A 16,870-nucleotide genomic window follows, 5' to 3' on the forward strand; every position below is an offset into this window, starting at 1 on the left:
ATACTTTTGCAACGACTTTTAGGGCGGGATAACATAATATTCCTGCATGGGCCTATAATAAAAAAGATCCCGGGCAACATCCGCCCGGGTCTGTATTCACATCAGCTTCTTAATCTCATCCAGCGGCAAATCAACGGCTTTGGATACCGCCTCGGGAGTGAATCCGTTGAGCAGCAGCTTACGGATAATCTCCGCCTGGCCTTTCTCCATACCTTCCGCTATGCCCTCTTCATAACCCCAACGCTTCCAAGCTGGCATTAGTTCCATAATGGCTTCCCCCTCCTCCGAGTAGTGAAAGCTGAATCAGACAGTGCCGCCCCTAAGGCAACACAGATGATAGTGATCTGCTGCTTATTTCTCCAGGAATCCGGTAGACGGATTAGTGATGAAGAAGCCTTCCTGCGGCACATAGAAATACTGAATCCAGACGCCGTCGAGCAGCGGTTCGCGGGTATCCAGCAGAATCTCGATATCTTTATCTGTAGCAATCACTTCATCGTGCTCAGTAGGTGTATCCAGCGCTACATCATAGTGTCCGTGATCTCCGTGATTCTGAGTAATGACCACACGGATTTTCTTGCCTTCCGCTTCCGGGCTGTTCAGCATATCTTTTAGTACTTTAGCTGCATTGCGGTTAATTTTTACTTTCATCCTTTGGCGACCTCTATTCTACTTAGTATGAAATCAGAAATTCATTATAACATATTATAAGGTGCTATAGATAATTAAGTGGTTACTCCAGTGAGCAGACTACAGATCACCACTTCAGCCAAGTGGAAACGGCTTTGCCGTCCTTTTATAGTACGGCAGCGTTTCAGCGGGAAATAAAAAGCTGCCCCAATCAGCCATATTTCACGGCTTGCGGGACAGCTTCTCATATGTGTACTTCTATTATGAAGCGTTCTGGTTCGACAGGGCGGCTAACACTTCATTCGTGACATCCTTGCCGCCCTTGAAGTTGGTGATGAACGCGCCGATGGAATAGATCGGTCCCCAAGGAATCCCCCACCAGCCCACAAAGAAGGTCAGCAGGGTGTACTTCAATCCTTTTTTGACGGAGCCCTCGCCCGCCTTGATGAAATAGATGCCCGAGCTACGTCTGAATGTCATCAGGACAACAGAGAAGCAATACGTGTAGATCACGAATTTGCCTCCTTGCTGAATCTGGCTCATTATATTGCCGCCGTCCATGTTCTCGATCCCTTTTATGATCATAGGAAATCCCCTTTAATGTTTATTAATAATCATATACCGTAGGGATGACGGACTGAAACAGCAGACAGATATTTGTAAAAGTGAGCTGACAGCAGACGCGGATTACTCCAGCTCTGCTCCGTTACTGGCGATTACCCTTTGATACCAGAAAAAGCTGTCTTTGCGGGAGCGGTCCAGAGTACCCTTGCCTTCGTTATCCTTATCCACATAGATGAAGCCGTAGCGCTTCTTCATCTCTCCGGTGCCTGCACTGACCAGATCGATGCAGCCCCAGGAGGTGTATCCGATCAAATCCACGCCGTCAGCCAGCGCCTCACCCATCGCCCGGACATGCTCCCGCAGATAGTCGATCCGGTAATTATCCTTGATTGAACCGTCTGCTTCTACGGTATCTACTGCGCCAAGCCCGTTCTCCACCACCATCATCGGCAGTTCGTAACGGTTGTAGATATTATTCAGGGACCACCGCAGGCCTTGCGGATCAATCTGCCATTCCCACGCGCTTGCCTGTAGATACGGGTTCTTTAGACCCAGCGACATATTGCCGCCAATCGACTCCTGATCCGGAGCTGCGCTTACGCAGGTGGATGAATAGTAACTGAAGGTGTAGAAGTCCACACAGCCCTCCTTAAGAATCTGCCCGTCACCTGCCTCCATCTGCAGCTCAATCTGCTTCTCCTGGAAGTATCGCAGCGCGAAGCCCGGATAAGTGCCTCTCACCTGAACATCGGAGCAGAGGAAATTACTCAGATTATCCTTCTGCTGGGCCAGCAGTACATCCTCGGGATTACAGGTCAGCGGGTAAGAGCACATGTAGGCAATCATACAGCCGATCTGAAAATCCTTATGAATCTCATGTCCCAGCTTCACGGCTCTGGCACTGGCGATGAACTGGTGATGGAGCGCCTGGTATCTTAGCTGCTCATTGTCGGTTTGCGCAGACGCAGTCAACTCGGCATTACCCTCCGGCTTCATCGCCCCGGCCATGAATGTCCCGAACGGCATCGTGAGGATGTTGATCTCATTGAAGGTCAGCCAATACTTCACGCTGTGCTTGTAGCGGTTAAAGATCACCTCGCAGTAACGGATGTAGAAATCGATCATTCTGCGGCCCGCCCATCCGTTATAAGCTTCAGCCAGATGGTAAGGTGCTTCATAATGCGAGATCGTCACCAGCGGTTCGATCCCGTGCTTGGCCAGCTCGGCAAACACCCGGTCATAGAACTGCAGCCCTTCTTCACTTGGCATGGCATCATCCCCGTTCGGGAAGATTCGCGACCAGGCGATGGACATGCGGAACACCTTGAAGCCCATCTCGGCGAACAGCGCGATATCCTCTTCGTACCGGTGATAGAAATCAACCGCTTCATGACTCGGATAATTAGCCCCGGCTTCCAGCACCGGAGTAATTCTCCGGGAGACCGTATGCGTTCCTGCGGTCATGACATCTGCTGTGCTTAACCCCTTGCCCCCCGCATCGAACCCGCCTTCGAGCTGATTCGCAGCCGTTGCCCCGCCCCACAGGAAATTTGCCGGAAAACTTCTGTTGTTCACACTTACATTCACGTTCTTATTCATATTCGTTCCTCCTGAGATTGAATTAGGATACCGTTTAGATCATGACAGTCAGCAGATTCTCCCGGTAATCGATGCTCTTCTGGTCCGTCTCAATAACATCGAGATACTCACCGGAATTGGAGATGATCACAGGCGTGGTCAGCGTATAGCCCGCCTCTCTGATCGCGGCAACGTCGAACTCCATGAGCAACTGGCCTTTGGTGACGGTATCGCCTTGCTTAGCCCGGGGGGTGAAGTGTTTGCCTTTCAATTTGACCGTGTCCTTCCCGACATGAATCAGAATATCGACCCCGTTATCACTGGTAATGCCAATCGCATGGCCGGAGGCGAATAAGGTGGTCAGTACCCCGTCAACGGGAGAGTACACCTTGCCTTCCAGCGGTTCAATCGCTATACCTTTGCCCATTGCGCCTGTAGAGAAGGCTTCGTCCGTAAGCTCCGACAAGGCTCTGATCTGGCCCTTCAGCGGACTTCCCACCGTCTCCTGCTTCACCAGATTGCTCCGGGCAGTCCCGCCGCTCTTGCTGTCCACTGCTTCCTCATCCTTGAACCCGGAGAAGAAGACAAGAATGAACCCGAGAATGAAGCTGATTACAATGGCGGCAATCGCGCCGTAGAAGCCTTTATCCATCCCGTCAGGGCTAATGTAGCTTGGGATACCGAAGATCCCCAGACCGCCGAGAATATAGCCTTTGGTGCCCATCAGACCGACGATACCGCCGCCGACCGCCGCCGCGACACAGCTTAAGATGAACGGCTTCTTGCGCGGCAGCGTAATCCCGTAAATGGCAGGCTCCGTAACTCCGAAGATCCCTGAGATAATAGCCGGAATCGACAATGACTTCAGCTTGGCGTTCTTGGTGCGCAGCATAATCGCCAGCACAGCACCGGTCTGGGCAAACGAAGCGCCGAAGGAAGCCGCCAGAATCGGATCGGATTTCAGTACAGCCATGTTATTGAGGGCAATCGGCACCAGACCCCAGTGCAGCCCGAAGATCACAAAGACCTGCCAGAACGCGCCTACCAGCAGCCCCTCAATAACCGGACTGAGGTTGTAGAGGAACAAGGTTCCCTGCCCCAGCAGCTGTCCGGCCCAGGTGGAGATCGGTCCGATTGCAATCAGCGCCAGCGGAACGGTGACCAGCAGGGTGAAGAACGGGACGAGGAAGGTACGCACCACGCTCGGCGTTACTTTTCGGAAGAAGGCTTCCAGCTTGGAGCCAATATAAGTCGAAATGATGATCGGAATAACGCTGGAGGTATAGGACATCAGGATGACCGGAATCCCCAGGAAGGTAATGTACACAGGCGATTCAAAGATCGTTCCGCTAAAAAGCGTGTACAGCGGTTCGCCCGCCGCCGTGATCGTGCCAAAGGACGGGTACACCAGCGTAGCGCCTATCGCCATCCCGATAAAGATATTGGCCCCGAATTTCTTAGCCGAGGTATACCCCAGGAAGATCGGGAAGAAATAGAACAGGCAATCCCCGAGCGCATTCAGAATCTGGTAGGTCCCCGACTCCTTGGTGAGGAGTCCCACAGTTAGAAACAGGGCGGTGAAGCCCTTAATCATCCCGGTCGCAGCCAGTACACCCAGGGTCGGCGAGAATACGCCGGAGATCATGTCGATGAAGCTGTTGAACAGACCCATTTTCTCACCGGAGGCTGTCTCTGATCCGCCTTCCTGCAATCCTCCCGCTGTCATCACCTGGGCATAGACCTCAGACACATGATTGCCGATCACGACCTGATACTGGCCGCCGCTCTGAATTACCGTTACAATTCCGTCCATGTTCTTCAGCACATCTGTATTGGCGACCGCCTCATTCTTCAGCTTGAAGCGCAGACGGGTCACGCAATGGCTGAGTCCGTTGATATTCTCCTTGCCGCCGACATGCTTGATAATATCCTTGGCTAGTGCCTCATATTTCATAGTAAGTCCTCCCGTTTCCTGATGAATGATAAGCAAAAGGCGAAACCATCCCGGCAGCTTCCTGCCTGATTTGGTTTCGCCTGCATGACCAGTAACAATCCAAGTGGTTTTATTCAGTTTGTCTTTGCGTTACCCGCTGAATGTGAATCGTCAGATACAGGATTTCTTCATCCAGGAGCTTCAGATCCAGATACTTCTCGATTTTGAGCACACAGTGATGCGCCTTCCTGTATTTCACCCTCACCTGCTTGAGCAGAAAATCATCCACCGACTCCACCGGCTCCTGCTTGCGTGAACGCTGGAAGAAATAACGCAAATGGGTGATGAACCGTTCGTAGCTGACGGTATTCTCATCAATTTCGTTGTTATATGAATATTTTACAATATTGAGGATGTCATCAATCTGCTGGGTCTGCCTGGTAAGATCTGCAATCTTGTTGCCCGTGCTGTTCATTTGCGCGTTGATCAGGTGGAGTGCAATGTTCCCAGCTTCATCCTCCGGCAGACGGATACGCGTATCCTGCTCAATCATCCCCATAGCATGATGTCCGATGGCATACTCCCTCGGATAACAGCGCTGTATCTCCCAGAGAAGCGGATTGTCATTATGGATGCCCTGCTCATGAAGCCTCAGCGCATGAGTCAAATGATCCGTCAGGGTCACATAGATGTAATCGCTCAGGCGGGCCTTCAGCGTCTGCTTCGCATACTCGATAATGTCATAGCTTAAGGCTACATATTCGGCGGGGGCATCCGCCATTAAGGCCTTGAATTTCTCGGACGCGTCATTTCGCTTCAGTACAAATGTCTTCTCGATCAGAGAGACATCCACCGGATCGCCCGGGCTCTTCTTGAAGCCGATGCCGCGTCCCATAACAACCAATTCATCCTTACCTGAATCCTTGGCAATAATGGCATTGTTATTGAAAATCTTCTCGATAATCAACCAAGCTGCCCTCCTTTACCCCGAATTTCATTTGGCACTGCTTACAGGATGTTAGGCGGGTCAAGGTTCCTTGCAGCGTCCCGCAGGGTCCTTAACATAAAGAAAGGCAAAACCCAAAACACGTGACCATGTTTTGGGTTTTGCCTTTGCAGTAACAATCCCAAATTCAGAATAGCACTGAATTTCACTTTTGGCAACAAAAATGTTTACGCTTACAAAAATCCGATCCAAAAAAAAAGAGTGTCCCCTATTCACAGGGAACACTCCTCTTCTTCTATCCTCCAGAGCTCAGACCGATGACGAACTCACGCTCTGAGCATTTCCACACCGCAGCTTATACAGCTCCGGCAATACCACACCCAGCAGCACCAGCACCACTCCGGTCCATTGCAGAAGACTTACATGCTCTTGCAATACGAATGAGGACATTAAGACAGCCACAGGCAGTTCGACGGCGCCCAGAATACCGGCCATCCCTCCGCCGATATGCGGAACCCCGATGGCGAACAGCAGCGGCGGGATAAAGGCGCCGAACAAGCCCAGCAGGAAGCCGAACAGCAGCAGCGGTCCCCATAGCATACCGTTAAACAGGAAGGTCGGCGGGAACAGGATACACAGCAACACCAGGCCGCCAGTGACCATCCAGGCGCTCCGGTAGGCCGGATGGGCCGAAGGAACGGCTTTGCCGCTGAAGATAATGAACATCGAATAGCTGACTGCCGATAATAATCCCAGCAGCAGCCCCAGCAGGTTAAACTCGGCAGCTCCCTGATTCAGAATACCTGCGGCCAGCAGGGTTCCGCCGAACAGCAGGATCAGCGTCAGTACCGTGATTTTGTCTGGGCGCTGACGTTTGCTTACCGCCTGAATCAGCACACTGATCCAGGTGAACTGGAACAGCAGGATAATCGCCAGCGAAGCCGGAATATACCGGAGCGACTGGTAGTACAGCAGACCCGTAACCACGGTTGGCGCACCGGCCATCATCAAGAGCAGTCTATGCTTCCAGGTCAGCCGGGTGGGAGCCGCTTTGGCGGGTGCCGTAACGTTCGCTGTGCTGCGCTGTTTGCGGTTCGCTCTAAGCTTGGTATATAACGCGAGCAGCCAGGCGAGAATACAGCCGGTTAAGAGCTGAGTGCCGACCACCTCTCCCAGCTTGTAACCTTGCCCGTAAGCCAATACAACAATCGTTGATAAAATGCCGTAGCTCATAGCGCCTACAAGTACGGAGATTAAATATTTCATATCTTTCATGTCTGTTATGCCTCCTGAATCTTCTGATCTGAATGTTGCTGCGTCAAGGTCAAGGACCGCAGAGACGCAAAAAATCCTAACTCCGGACAGGGACCGCTGGTTCATGGTCCTTATCATCGTAGTTAGGAAGAGTAGGCTTCCTGTAGAAACCCTCGCCCTGTGACATCTGAATGGCTGCGAGGTTATACGAGAACAATATAGAGTTATGAAGTATTGCCTGGTTGACGACTGTTCATATGTTACACGCCAAGTGAGCTGACGTCAAGCCTTAATTCTTTTAAATTTGAAATTCAGCGACATAGATCTCTTTTTAATCAATTCTCCAGCTGTACTACGCCCGTACTTTTATTCCACTGTAAGCCAATTCCGAGAAGATCACATATTGTCTCCAGCGGGAATTGAGCCGAATTCGGCAGATTGTTCATTATAAATTCGCGGTCTGATTTCTTCCCATTAATATATAATTCGAGCGGATCTTTGAACTTTACTTGAACGGTATTATTACCGTATACGAAAGACCAAACCGTGAATTGATAATAATATAATTTCGGATCAGGGTTGGATGTGTCCATGCTTACCTTCACGCCAAGCGCCTTGAACACACTGTTCTGAGGTACATACAGCTTGCCATCCTTGATGGAGGCCGTTCCGTAGAATGAGAACGGTTCACCGTTGATGAAGAACATCAGCGGCGGCTGAACCGGTGCCAGGATATATCCATCTTCATCCTTGACTGCTGCCCCCTTCCCGGTCGCAAGTCCCGCATCGAAGCCGTCGCCCCATCCCAGAAGAGTTCCATCTTTGTGCTGCGCAAAACCAAAGGTTCCACTGCTGCCCCAAATATTGCTGATTTGATTTCCTTTTTTAATCTGATACGGCTTAGCCAGCGCTCCAGAATTATAGTTCCATTGCCAGAGCGTTCCGTTTCGCTTCAATGCAAACAGCCGGTAGAAGCCGGTATCCAGCTTATAGACATTAGTAAGACCGGCAACGGCAGAAAGCACTTTAGAATCCTTGTTCCAGCGCAGCACCTGGCCGTCACTTCGCAGCAGGAACAGCTCACCTTGTGTAGCTGCCATACCGGTTATTGACGATGAAGCGAGCGTAGCTACACTGACAGGATCACTCTCCAAACGCATACGGTTATAGACGTTGTTAACGATACTCATCTGCTTCACACTGCCCTCTTCAGTAAGAAACAACGCATCGTTACCGTTAATTAGGGCGGATCTAATCCCCGTAACTGCCTTGAGCTCCAAATAGTGAATCTGTACCGGAAGCACACCGGGCTGATCGTAGGAAGGGTACCACAGGGTGGCCGTCCCGTCTTTTTTTACAGCGATGCCGAGGCTGCCATTCGCAGTGATGGAGGATACTTCCCGAAGACCCTCCAGCTTGACCGGACCTCCCCGTTTTTGATACCTCAACAGAGGATCATTCTCAATATAGCTGCTGTAGTCCAAGCCCCAGCCCCATACCTCTCCATCCTTACTGAGCGCAAATGATACGCTTCTTGCTGCCGCCACCTGGACGATTCCGCTTAGACCTGCCACCTGTCTCGGAATGTACTGATTAATACTTGTACCGTCCCCGACTTGACCGTACTTATTGTCTCCCCAGCCAGTTACCGTCCCGTCACTCCAAGCCGCAATTCCATGCGCAGAGCCGCCCGATACACTTACAGCTCTGGGCACCGCAGCAGCGGCCTCGCTGCCGGCAGAAAAGCATAAGGATAATATCAGAAGTGACGCGATGAGAAGCTTTGATTTACGAAAAAACAACGGCTTTTCCCCCTTGTAATTTACTTTATTCTCATAGATTCTGTTAACCTTCCTATTATACTTCCATTTATTTGTAATGAACAGCAATCCAAGGGCAGCCCTCTATCAATAAATAAAGTAAAAATTTGAAACATAGACAAGTTACGATACGTATCAGTGTATAACCGTCCTTTATTCCAATCATTTCTATGTGAGATGGGTAATATTGTGAAGGGAACCACGGTGATCACCCGGAGGTATGAATGATCCCATGGTTTACCGAAATATACATAACTGGAGGAGGTGTAGATCCTGAACAGATCCGGGCCCGTTAAGCTCCTCGGCATGATTGCCGGAGTTGTAATTTTAAATGTCATCGTTCTATCTCCCGGCCTGCTCGGTATCGAGATCGGCGGAAGCCCGCTGGAAACGGCTTCGGCAGTAACCCTGCTAATCATCAGTCTGCTGGTCGTCCTATACGGCAGTTACACCTTGCTCTTCAAACCCCCGGCTGCCAAGCCCGTCAGCGTGCAATTAGAGACGCGGGAGGATTACATTGCCGGCCTCGGCCGTCACCGGAATGTGAAGGTGCTGAAGGATGATATCTCCCTCGCCTTGGACCAGATCGAGCGGATTGAGAAGAAGAAGACCGCACTGCTCCAGGTGCTGGGCCGCAGGTTCGATCCGGCTGAGCTCAGCTTCCGCAAGTTTCATTCCGTCATTATGGAGGTTGAGAAGCTCTTCTACCTGAATATCCGGGGGCTTCTGAACAAGCTTAGTGTATTCGATGCCGCGGAGTTCGCCAAATTCAGCGCCGATAACGCGTCAAGCCGGTTCTCCAGTTCCCTGATTCAGAAGAAAACTGCGCTATACAATGAATATCTCTCTTATGTCAAAGGCTGCCTCGGGGCCAATGAGGAAATTCTGTTGAAGCTGGATCAGCTGCTGCTGGAGATTACCGAGCTGGGCAGCGCAGATTATAGCAATGTGGAAGAAATGCCATGCATGCAGGAATTAACCGCCCTGATCGGGCAGACGAAACTCTATCAGTAAGGAAAGGGAGATGAACCTATGAGGAAAGGCAAAACACTGTTCATACTCGGCATTATCGCCGCATCCGTCTTCGCACTTGTCTATTTCGGAATTACCTTAACGTCCAATCTGGGCAAATCCAAGACAGAAATCTCTGCCGAAGACGCCGACAAAAGACTCAACCGCATCTATAAGGATATCAACGTGACCAGTGCTGAGCCTGTAAAAGGGCAGATCGATCTTGATCCGGCGTCCATCGGCGATTCGTTGCCCGATATCTCCAAGTTCCCCATCTCCGTAGAGAGCACCACGGACAGCTACGTCGAGATTTTCTCCTCCACGGAGAAATCAGGAACAGGCAATGACGGCTGGCTGAATGAGGTCGCCGCAGACTTCAACGCTGCCGGTATTACAATAGACGGCAAACCCGCCTCAGTCAAAATCCGCAACATCGCTTCCGGCACAGCCGCTGATTATATCCGGTCCGGCAAATATGTGCCTGACGCCTTCACTCCCTCTAATGAGCTATGGGGCGAGATGGTCAAGGCCGGCGGCGTGCAGGCCGAGCTGGTTACGAAGCGTCTGACCGGTAACGTTGCCGGAGTGGTAATGAGCAAGCAGAAATACGATCAGCTGGTCGACAAATACGGCTCGATCAACGTCAAGACGATTACTGATGCCATTGCGGCTAATGAGCTGGCGATGGGGTACACCGATCCTTTTGCCAGCTCAACGGGTCTGAACTTCCTGGTCACCGCACTAAGTACCTTCGACAGTTCGGATCTGCTGGGAGACAAGGCGGTTCAAGGCTTCGAGAAGTTCCAGGCCAACGTGCCCTTCATCGCCTCCACCACCCTGCAAATGCGGGAAGCGGCCAAATCCGGCATGCTGGATGCCTTCGTCCTTGAGTATCAGACCTTCGTCAATGCGAAGGATTTGACCAGCGGTTATGTGTTCACCCCGTTCGGGGTAAGACATGACAGCCCGCTGTATGCACTCGGGCAGCTGCCGCCGGAGAAGCTGGCGATCATCAAGAAGTTCGGCGAATTCGTCCAGCAGGATAAGTACCAGAAGACGGCTGCGGACAAGGGCTTCAACGGCCTGACGGACTATGTCTCCGAGCTGGCACCGGTTGACGGCTCCATTCTCACCTCGGCCCAGAAGCTCTGGAAGGAGAAAAAGAACGGCAGCAAGCCGATTGCGGCAGTATTCGTAGCCGATGTCTCGGGGAGCATGGCCGGTGAGCCGCTGAACCGTCTGAAGGAGTCCCTGCTGAAGGGCCAGAAATTCCTCGGCAAGGACAACAGCATTGGCTTTGTCTCCTATTCCAGTGATGTGACCATCAATCTGCCCATCGGCAAATATGACACCAATCAGCAGTCCATGTTCGTAGGCGCGATTAACAGCCTTCAGCCTGTGGGCGGCACGGCTACCTTCGACGGGTTGGTGGTTGCGATGAAGATGCTGAAGGATGAGCTGGCGGTGAACCCGGATATGAAGCCCCTGATCTTCGTGCTTAGCGACGGGGAGACCAACGAAGGCCATTCCCTGGATGATATCCGGGGCCTGATCGAGACTTACAAGATTCCGGTATACACCATCGGGTATAACGCCAATATCAAGGCACTGGAGAGCATCTCCAGCATCAACGAGGCGGCCAATATCAACGCTGACACAGAGGATGTAGTATACAAAATTGGAAACCTGCTCAACGTGCAAATGTAGACTTTATATTCTGAAGGAGGGTTCATATGTCATTCACCATGGAAATTCCCAGCCCCGAGAAGCTGAAATCGGTCATCGAGGAGCAGGTCCAGCCGGAGCCGGAGGAAGTCACCCAGCTTAAGGAGCAGGCGATCAATAATGTCTCCAGCATTCTGGAGCTGGACTTCGAGTCTCTGGAGAAACGCAAGGCCGTGCTGCAGTCGATTGACAGCTTCGGGATGGGCACCATGCGCTCCTCGTCGGAGAAGAACTCCCTGCTTCAGGTATCGGTGGGCAATCTGTCCAAGACCGGGGATGAAGGCGGCCAGGTCGCCAAGGGATTAACCGAGCTGCACCAGCAGCTCAAGGATCTGGACCCTAGCGCGGTCGATTTTGCCAAAAGCGGGTTCCTCGGCAAGTTTTTCCACCCCCTGCGTAATTATTTCGCCAAATATCAAAAGGCCGATGCCGTCATCTCAGATATTATCCTATCTCTGGATAAAGGCAAAGCCGTGCTGAAGAATGACAATACGACACTGGAGATTGAACAGCAGACCCTGCGGGAGCTGACCAAGCGCCTTAAGAAGGAGATTCAGCTCGGCATCCTGATGGACGAGGAGATCGAGAAGCAGATTGAAGCTGCCAAGCAGCGCGGTGAAGATGAGGATAAGGTGCGGTTCATCACGGAGGAAGTGCTGTTCCCGCTGCGCCAGCGGGTCATGGATCTGCAGCAGATGCTCGTGGTTAATCAACAGGGAATTATGGCCATTGAGGTTGTTATCCGCAACAACAAGGAACTGATCCGTGGAGTCGACAGAGCACGGAATGTCACGGTATCTGCGCTCAAAATTTCGGTTACAGTAGCCAGCGCTTTGTACAACCAGAAGATCGTGCTCCAAAAAATCGAACTGCTGAACCAGACCACCGACAATCTGATCAGCGGCACCTCCAGAATGCTTAAGGAGCAGGGTGCTGCCATTCATAAGCAATCGCTTGAAACCAGTATTTCGGTCGATACGCTGAAGCAGGCCTTCACAGACGTTCTCTCTGCCCTGGATTCGATCAGCACCTACAAGCAGGAGGCGCTCCCCAAGATGCGGGAGACCATTACCCAGTTCCGGGAGCTGGCAGATAACGGGGAACAGCAGATTCAGCGGCTAGAAAAAGGCAATACTCTCGGGCTGTAGTAGTATCACTACCCATATTTAACGCAAAACAGAGCATGGCGGCGGTTACGCCGGTGCTCTGTTTTTTTGCCTACCCTTTTTCTGTCTACCTTCTTCTATTCAGTAAGCCTGTCACCATTCTGCTCAACGTCCCCTGATCCATGAAAGGAGCAAGGCTTGCCAGCAGATCCGGGTTGAGCTGATCCGCTTCGACTTCACCTAATAATTTCCCGATTCTATCCCTGTCCAGAAAAGGGGCCAGGCTCATAATCCGGTTCGCATCGACAGGGCCATCTGCAACCTGGTCAACCAAACGGTCTAACGTTTCCCTGCTAATAAAGGGGGCCAGCCCTTGAATAGAATGCCAGTTAATAGATTGCCAGCCCAAGGTGTCCTCTTCTACCTGACGAATCAGTTCATCCAATGTATCTCTTCCAAGGAACGGGGCCAGCCGCATAATTACATCTAGGGTAAGGGCGCTGCTGACTATGCCCTCAGTAACCTTGTGCAGGGCACTTGCTTTTACAAAAGGCGCTACCTCTACAAGCTCTTCCATCTCCAGCTTACCGGCATTGACCAGCTCTGCAACCTGGCCCGGCCTGTTCTCTGCAATCTCCTCTACGATCCGACCCAGATGCAGGTGCTCCCGATGTTCTGCGTGATCTCCTGCATTCAAAATGTCGTCTACGGTTAGGCCGAATAACCCCGCAACCTGCGGAAGTGTTCCAATATCCGGCAGCGAGTCGCCACGCTCCCATTTCGAGACCGCCTGATGACTTACATTCAGTTGATCGGCAAGCTCCAGCTGGGTCCAGTCCTGGTCTTTGCGAAGCCGCGAAATATAAGCCCCAATTCTACGTAAGTCGAGCATGATATCCCTCCGAGATTATAAAATGTACAGTGCACACTGTCGAAAACAGCATAGCATTTCAGCATGCACAATCCTATCAATCGCTGGTTGAACGGCTGCATCCCCTTTATTCAACTGCCGGTAGAATGCACTTTTTAACATTAAATGGGTTGTATACTATTCCTGATTATTGTATATTTATTCAACCGGCAATTATTGCTGATTTCTCATCTACCGGGGGATACATCTATGCATTTTTTGAATATCAACCAGCTTACTTCAGAGCAGATTCTGGATATCTTTGAATTAACCGACCGGCTTCGTCACCGAAAATCAGAACCGCTGCTCGAAGGTAAAACGATGATTCTCTTCTTCCCGGAGACCAGTCTGCGGACACGGGTCAGCTTCGAGAAAGGCATCAGCGATCTGGGCGGGGCCTGCATTACCTTTCCGCCGGAGACGCTCAACAAGAAAGAAGCGCCGGGTGATATCGTCCGCTACCTGGAGAACTGGGGGGATGGCATCATTGCCAGAATCCCGGATCTCTGCAAACTGGAGGAGCTGTCTGCACACGCCTCTGTTCCCGTTATTAATGCAATGACCGCACATAATCATCCCTGCGAGATTATGGCTGACCTGTATGCTCTGCGCACCCTCCGGGACAACTACCGGGAGCTGACCTACACCTTCGTGGGACCGCCCGGCAATATATCAAGAACCTGGCTGGAGGCGGCGCAAGCCCTGAATCTATCCTTCCATCATGTATGCACGCTAGGTCATGAGATGGCCAGCGGCAATCATCCAAGCTATACCTTTCATACGAGCCTGGACAGCGTGCTGCCGGAGAGCGATGTGATTCTTACCGATTCATTGCCCAAGGATTTCCTGACCCCGGAGTATATCGGCGCCTATCAGATTACACTGGACCGGATGAAGCAGACAAGACCCGGGGCACTGCTGAACCCCTGTCCTCCCTTCTTCCGCAATGAGGAGGTCAGTGAAGAGGTGATTGCTTCGCCTTATTTTGCCGGATTCGGGTTCAAGAAAAGCCTGATCTACCTTCAGCAGGCCATCCTGATCTATTGCTTATCGCATTGATTCTACCGGACCATGAGTCCCAGCCTACCGGTTCATTTTCTCTTTCATGCAAGCCTTTTAGGGCTTAAGCTGTATATTTGAAACTGCCCGTTTCTCCGATATCTTATTAGAACAGGATTTGTTCGTATGTTTACCACATTGGCTGAAGGAGAGAATGACTATGAAGGCTTTACACTTACTATCCAGAAAAACAGGTGTCCTTCTGCTTGTACTGCTACTGGCGTCACTCGGTACAGTTGGGGGAGGCAGACAGTCACACACGGCAGCAGCGGCTGCTTCTACGAAATCATATGTGTACTATGTCTCTAACGATGTTCTATACCGTGTGACCACAGATGGAAGTGAGACACAGAAGATCGCTGAGAATTATGACGGCAACGGATTAGATTCAACCGGCAAATATCTGTATTTTTACTATAATGACGGTATGGGAATTCAGCGGCTGTCCCTAAGTGATCCCGATGCTTTAATTACGAGCTTCCTCGGGGACCGGAATATCCTCTTTTACCTGTTCGAGGGTCCCTATCTGTACTTCCTGGATGATACAGGACACATCTACCGCACCTTGGCCGACGCTGACGATGATTCACAGCTTACTCTTATCGCAGACAATGCCGATGTGAATTTCCGGACCTTCGACGTATCAGGCGGGCGGATCTACTATAATGCGCTGAAGAACAACACTACCTGGGTTGCTTCGAGGTCCCGCGACGGGAGTGGAGCCATTCAGTGGATTGCCAGCGGAGCGATTCAGAAGAGCAAATTTTATCATCCTTATGCTACAAGTATTAACCTTATGATTGACAACAAACCTGCCGAAACCGAGTATTCTCTGAACTCAATGGTACTCTACACCCTCCCTCTAAGCGGAGGAACTCCCAAAGCAGCCAATGCCAAAAACCCGCTTGAATCCAATGCCGCCACTGCCGGTAGCTGGTCCGACCATTATTTTCTGTTCAACAAAGGCATTAAAGTGGATGCCACCGGCGATGAGCTGGACTATAACACCGGCAAAGGCTTCCTGATGGATAAGAACGGAAAGATCCTGCAGCTCAGCCAGAACAGCGTGATCAGCATCAGCGAGATTGCTGCGAATAAGCTGGTATATGCAGATTCCAAAGGCAAAGCCTACATCAGCACGCTGGCCAACGGCAAAATCATCGCCTACAAGGCGCTGCCGCTGACGAATGTTCAAGATATTAGAACGGTTAAGAACGGAGCGGCGCTCACCACCGTATTGTTCACAACAGCCGATGCTTACGTCCTGAATGCCGATTCATCCTTGACCAAAATGACGGGCGTTGAGTCCGATTACTCTGTAATTACAGACAACATTCCCGGCTTGTATTATATCAACGGTCTGGATAACGACTGCCTCTACCGGTACAGCAATGACGGCAAAACCAAAATCAAGCTGTCCACTGGTCCGGTTAGCTACTTAGCACTGGTCTCCGCGAAGTAATATAGAGAGAGAATAAGCCGGAATTTCCGATATCGGAAGTTTCGGCTTTTTTAAAAATATAAGAATTTATATGTTGCACACGATAAATTATCCTTCTATTTCTCGCTGAAACGGTACCTTCCTTATAAAAGGACGGTAATGCCGTTTCCACTTGGATGCGAATAGATAAAGTTCAGTTTATAACAGAGACTTGCCTATGAAAAGACTTCATTTCCGGTATACATTGGGAGTAGGCGTTATAGATAATTACAGAAAGCAGGCTGGCAATGAATATATCTATCAAGCTAACCGGACCGGATGAAGCCTATATCATCAAAAATATGTACCCGCTCTATCTGCATGATCTGTCGGGACATTACGGACTTGTGGAGGGGCATCTTCCTAACCAGCATGGGATCTTTGAGGATACGGACGAATACCGCACGCTGGCAGACCAGTATGAGGTCCAGAATATTTGGTGGGACAAGCCGGGCACTCTGTACTCTTTCCTAATTCAAGCTAATACGATGCCGGCAGGCTTCGCCCGCATCGCCACCCCTCCCTACTGTGCACAGGGCGTTGATTATTTCGTGAGCGACTATTTTCTGCTGCAGCCCTTCAGAGGGACAGGAATCGCGGAACAGGCGGCGGTGCTGGTGTTTGAACAATTCCGGGGTGAATGGGAGCTATTCACGAATCCGGCGGCGAAGAATATAACCGGACAGAAATTTTGGCGCAAGACCGTCTCCCGCTACACGCAGGGGAAATATACCGAAAGAACCGGAGATACCTTCGATGGGAATAAGCTTGCCTTCAGGTTTGATAACCGGGGATTACAACCACTCTAACCCAACCGCCAAAAAGGCTGATCCGCCGGACATACCGGCGGTCAG

At 51.0% G+C, this 16,870-nt stretch carries 15 protein-coding genes; 6 read left to right on the forward strand and 9 right to left on the reverse strand.

Going from position 1 to position 16,870, the window contains the following annotated elements; all coding sequences use genetic code 11:
* Positions 1–96: 96 nt before the first annotated feature.
* The 8 genes from MKY64_RS12690 to MKY64_RS12725 all read right to left on the reverse strand — a co-directional run bounded on the left by MKY64_RS12690 (position 97) and on the right by MKY64_RS12725 (position 8,707).
* Entirely contained in the window at positions 97–267 is a 171-nt protein-coding gene (locus MKY64_RS12690) for a hypothetical protein (RefSeq protein WP_340953327.1), read from the reverse strand.
* A gap of 84 nt (positions 268–351) precedes the next feature.
* The gene (locus MKY64_RS12695) at positions 352–651 is read right to left on the reverse strand and encodes an iron-sulfur cluster assembly accessory protein (RefSeq protein WP_340953329.1); all 300 of its coding nucleotides are present in this window, start codon (positions 649–651) and stop codon (positions 352–354) included.
* Positions 652–891: 240 nt separating this feature from the next.
* Positions 892–1,215, reverse strand: a complete 324-nt coding sequence (locus MKY64_RS12700) for a hypothetical protein (RefSeq protein ID WP_076077639.1) — start codon at positions 1,213–1,215, stop codon at positions 892–894.
* 102 nt (positions 1,216–1,317) lie between these two features.
* Positions 1,318–2,793, reverse strand: coding sequence for a 6-phospho-beta-glucosidase (locus MKY64_RS12705; protein ID WP_340953330.1), 1,476 nt, complete (start codon positions 2,791–2,793; stop codon positions 1,318–1,320).
* Between the two features lie 34 nt (positions 2,794–2,827).
* Complete coding sequence (locus MKY64_RS12710; protein WP_340953332.1) at positions 2,828–4,726, reverse strand: beta-glucoside-specific PTS transporter subunit IIABC; 1,899 nt, start codon at positions 4,724–4,726, stop codon at positions 2,828–2,830.
* A 109-nt stretch (positions 4,727–4,835) separates the two neighbouring features.
* Positions 4,836–5,672: a BglG family transcription antiterminator LicT gene (licT, locus tag MKY64_RS12715; protein ID WP_340953334.1), complete on the reverse strand. Its 837-nt coding sequence runs from the start codon at positions 5,670–5,672 to the stop codon at positions 4,836–4,838.
* Between the two features lie 288 nt (positions 5,673–5,960).
* Complete coding sequence (locus MKY64_RS12720; RefSeq protein ID WP_340958072.1) at positions 5,961–6,917, reverse strand: DMT family transporter; 957 nt, start codon at positions 6,915–6,917, stop codon at positions 5,961–5,963.
* A 323-nt stretch (positions 6,918–7,240) separates the two neighbouring features.
* A complete protein-coding gene (locus MKY64_RS12725) occupies positions 7,241–8,707 on the reverse strand; it encodes a stalk domain-containing protein (protein ID WP_340953335.1) in 1,467 nt (488 codons plus the stop codon).
* Between the two features lie 324 nt (positions 8,708–9,031).
* On the opposite strand from MKY64_RS12725, the gene MKY64_RS12730 reads away from it, so the two are divergent.
* The 3 genes from MKY64_RS12730 to MKY64_RS12740 are packed head-to-tail and all read left to right on the forward strand — an operon-like array spanning position 9,032 to position 12,609.
* Positions 9,032–9,739 carry a hypothetical protein gene (locus tag MKY64_RS12730; protein ID WP_340953337.1) on the forward strand — a complete coding sequence of 236 codons (708 nt, stop codon included), beginning with the start codon at positions 9,032–9,034 and terminating at the stop codon, positions 9,737–9,739.
* Between the two features lie 18 nt (positions 9,740–9,757).
* Positions 9,758–11,443, forward strand: a complete 1,686-nt coding sequence (locus MKY64_RS12735) for a vWA domain-containing protein (RefSeq protein ID WP_340953338.1) — start codon at positions 9,758–9,760, stop codon at positions 11,441–11,443.
* A 26-nt stretch (positions 11,444–11,469) separates the two neighbouring features.
* Positions 11,470–12,609 (forward strand): toxic anion resistance protein, encoded by a 1,140-nt coding sequence (locus tag MKY64_RS12740; RefSeq protein WP_339256241.1) that lies wholly within the window; start codon positions 11,470–11,472, stop codon positions 12,607–12,609.
* Between the two features lie 85 nt (positions 12,610–12,694).
* Here MKY64_RS12740 and MKY64_RS12745 read toward each other — a convergent pair whose 3' ends face one another.
* A complete protein-coding gene (locus MKY64_RS12745) occupies positions 12,695–13,459 on the reverse strand; it encodes a helix-turn-helix domain-containing protein (protein WP_340953339.1) in 765 nt (254 codons plus the stop codon).
* Positions 13,460–13,687: 228 nt separating this feature from the next.
* On the opposite strand from MKY64_RS12745, the gene MKY64_RS12750 reads away from it, so the two are divergent.
* The 3 genes from MKY64_RS12750 to MKY64_RS12760 all read left to right on the forward strand — a co-directional run bounded on the left by MKY64_RS12750 (position 13,688) and on the right by MKY64_RS12760 (position 16,825).
* Positions 13,688–14,536 (forward strand): ornithine carbamoyltransferase, encoded by an 849-nt coding sequence (locus MKY64_RS12750; RefSeq protein WP_340953341.1) that lies wholly within the window; start codon positions 13,688–13,690, stop codon positions 14,534–14,536.
* 160 nt (positions 14,537–14,696) lie between these two features.
* Positions 14,697–15,998: a DUF5050 domain-containing protein gene (locus MKY64_RS12755; RefSeq protein WP_340953343.1), complete on the forward strand. Its 1,302-nt coding sequence runs from the start codon at positions 14,697–14,699 to the stop codon at positions 15,996–15,998.
* Between the two features lie 266 nt (positions 15,999–16,264).
* Positions 16,265–16,825, forward strand: a complete 561-nt coding sequence (locus MKY64_RS12760; RefSeq protein ID WP_340953344.1) for a hypothetical protein — start codon at positions 16,265–16,267, stop codon at positions 16,823–16,825.
* The last annotated feature ends 45 nt before the right edge of the window (positions 16,826–16,870 follow it).

It is taken from the genome of Paenibacillus sp. FSL R7-0210, assembly GCF_038009085.1.
Lineage (GTDB): Bacteria > Bacillota > Bacilli > Paenibacillales > Paenibacillaceae > Paenibacillus_AQ > Paenibacillus_AQ silagei.

Excerpts from the sequence above, each read along its gene's own strand:
- MKY64_RS12690 (WP_340953327.1), bottom strand. The coding sequence starts at position 267 with ATGGAACTAATGCCAGCTTGGAAGCGTTGGGGTTATGAAGAGGGCATA.
- MKY64_RS12695 (WP_340953329.1), bottom strand. The coding sequence starts at position 651 with ATGAAAGTAAAAATTAACCGCAATGCAGCTAAAGTACTAAAAGATATG.
- MKY64_RS12700 (WP_076077639.1), bottom strand. The coding sequence starts at position 1,215 with ATGATCATAAAAGGGATCGAGAACATGGACGGCGGCAATATAATGAGC.
- MKY64_RS12705 (WP_340953330.1), bottom strand. The coding sequence starts at position 2,793 with ATGAATAAGAACGTGAATGTAAGTGTGAACAACAGAAGTTTTCCGGCA.
- MKY64_RS12710 (WP_340953332.1), bottom strand. The coding sequence starts at position 4,726 with ATGAAATATGAGGCACTAGCCAAGGATATTATCAAGCATGTCGGCGGC.
- MKY64_RS12720 (WP_340958072.1), bottom strand. The coding sequence starts at position 6,917 with ATGAAATATTTAATCTCCGTACTTGTAGGCGCTATGAGCTACGGCATT.
- MKY64_RS12730 (WP_340953337.1), top strand. The coding sequence starts at position 9,032 with ATGATTGCCGGAGTTGTAATTTTAAATGTCATCGTTCTATCTCCCGGC.
- MKY64_RS12735 (WP_340953338.1), top strand. The coding sequence starts at position 9,758 with ATGAGGAAAGGCAAAACACTGTTCATACTCGGCATTATCGCCGCATCC.
- MKY64_RS12740 (WP_339256241.1), top strand. The coding sequence starts at position 11,470 with ATGTCATTCACCATGGAAATTCCCAGCCCCGAGAAGCTGAAATCGGTC.
- MKY64_RS12745 (WP_340953339.1), bottom strand. The coding sequence starts at position 13,459 with ATGCTCGACTTACGTAGAATTGGGGCTTATATTTCGCGGCTTCGCAAA.
- MKY64_RS12750 (WP_340953341.1), top strand. The coding sequence starts at position 13,688 with ATGCATTTTTTGAATATCAACCAGCTTACTTCAGAGCAGATTCTGGAT.
- MKY64_RS12755 (WP_340953343.1), top strand. The coding sequence starts at position 14,697 with ATGAAGGCTTTACACTTACTATCCAGAAAAACAGGTGTCCTTCTGCTT.
- MKY64_RS12760 (WP_340953344.1), top strand. The coding sequence starts at position 16,265 with ATGAATATATCTATCAAGCTAACCGGACCGGATGAAGCCTATATCATC.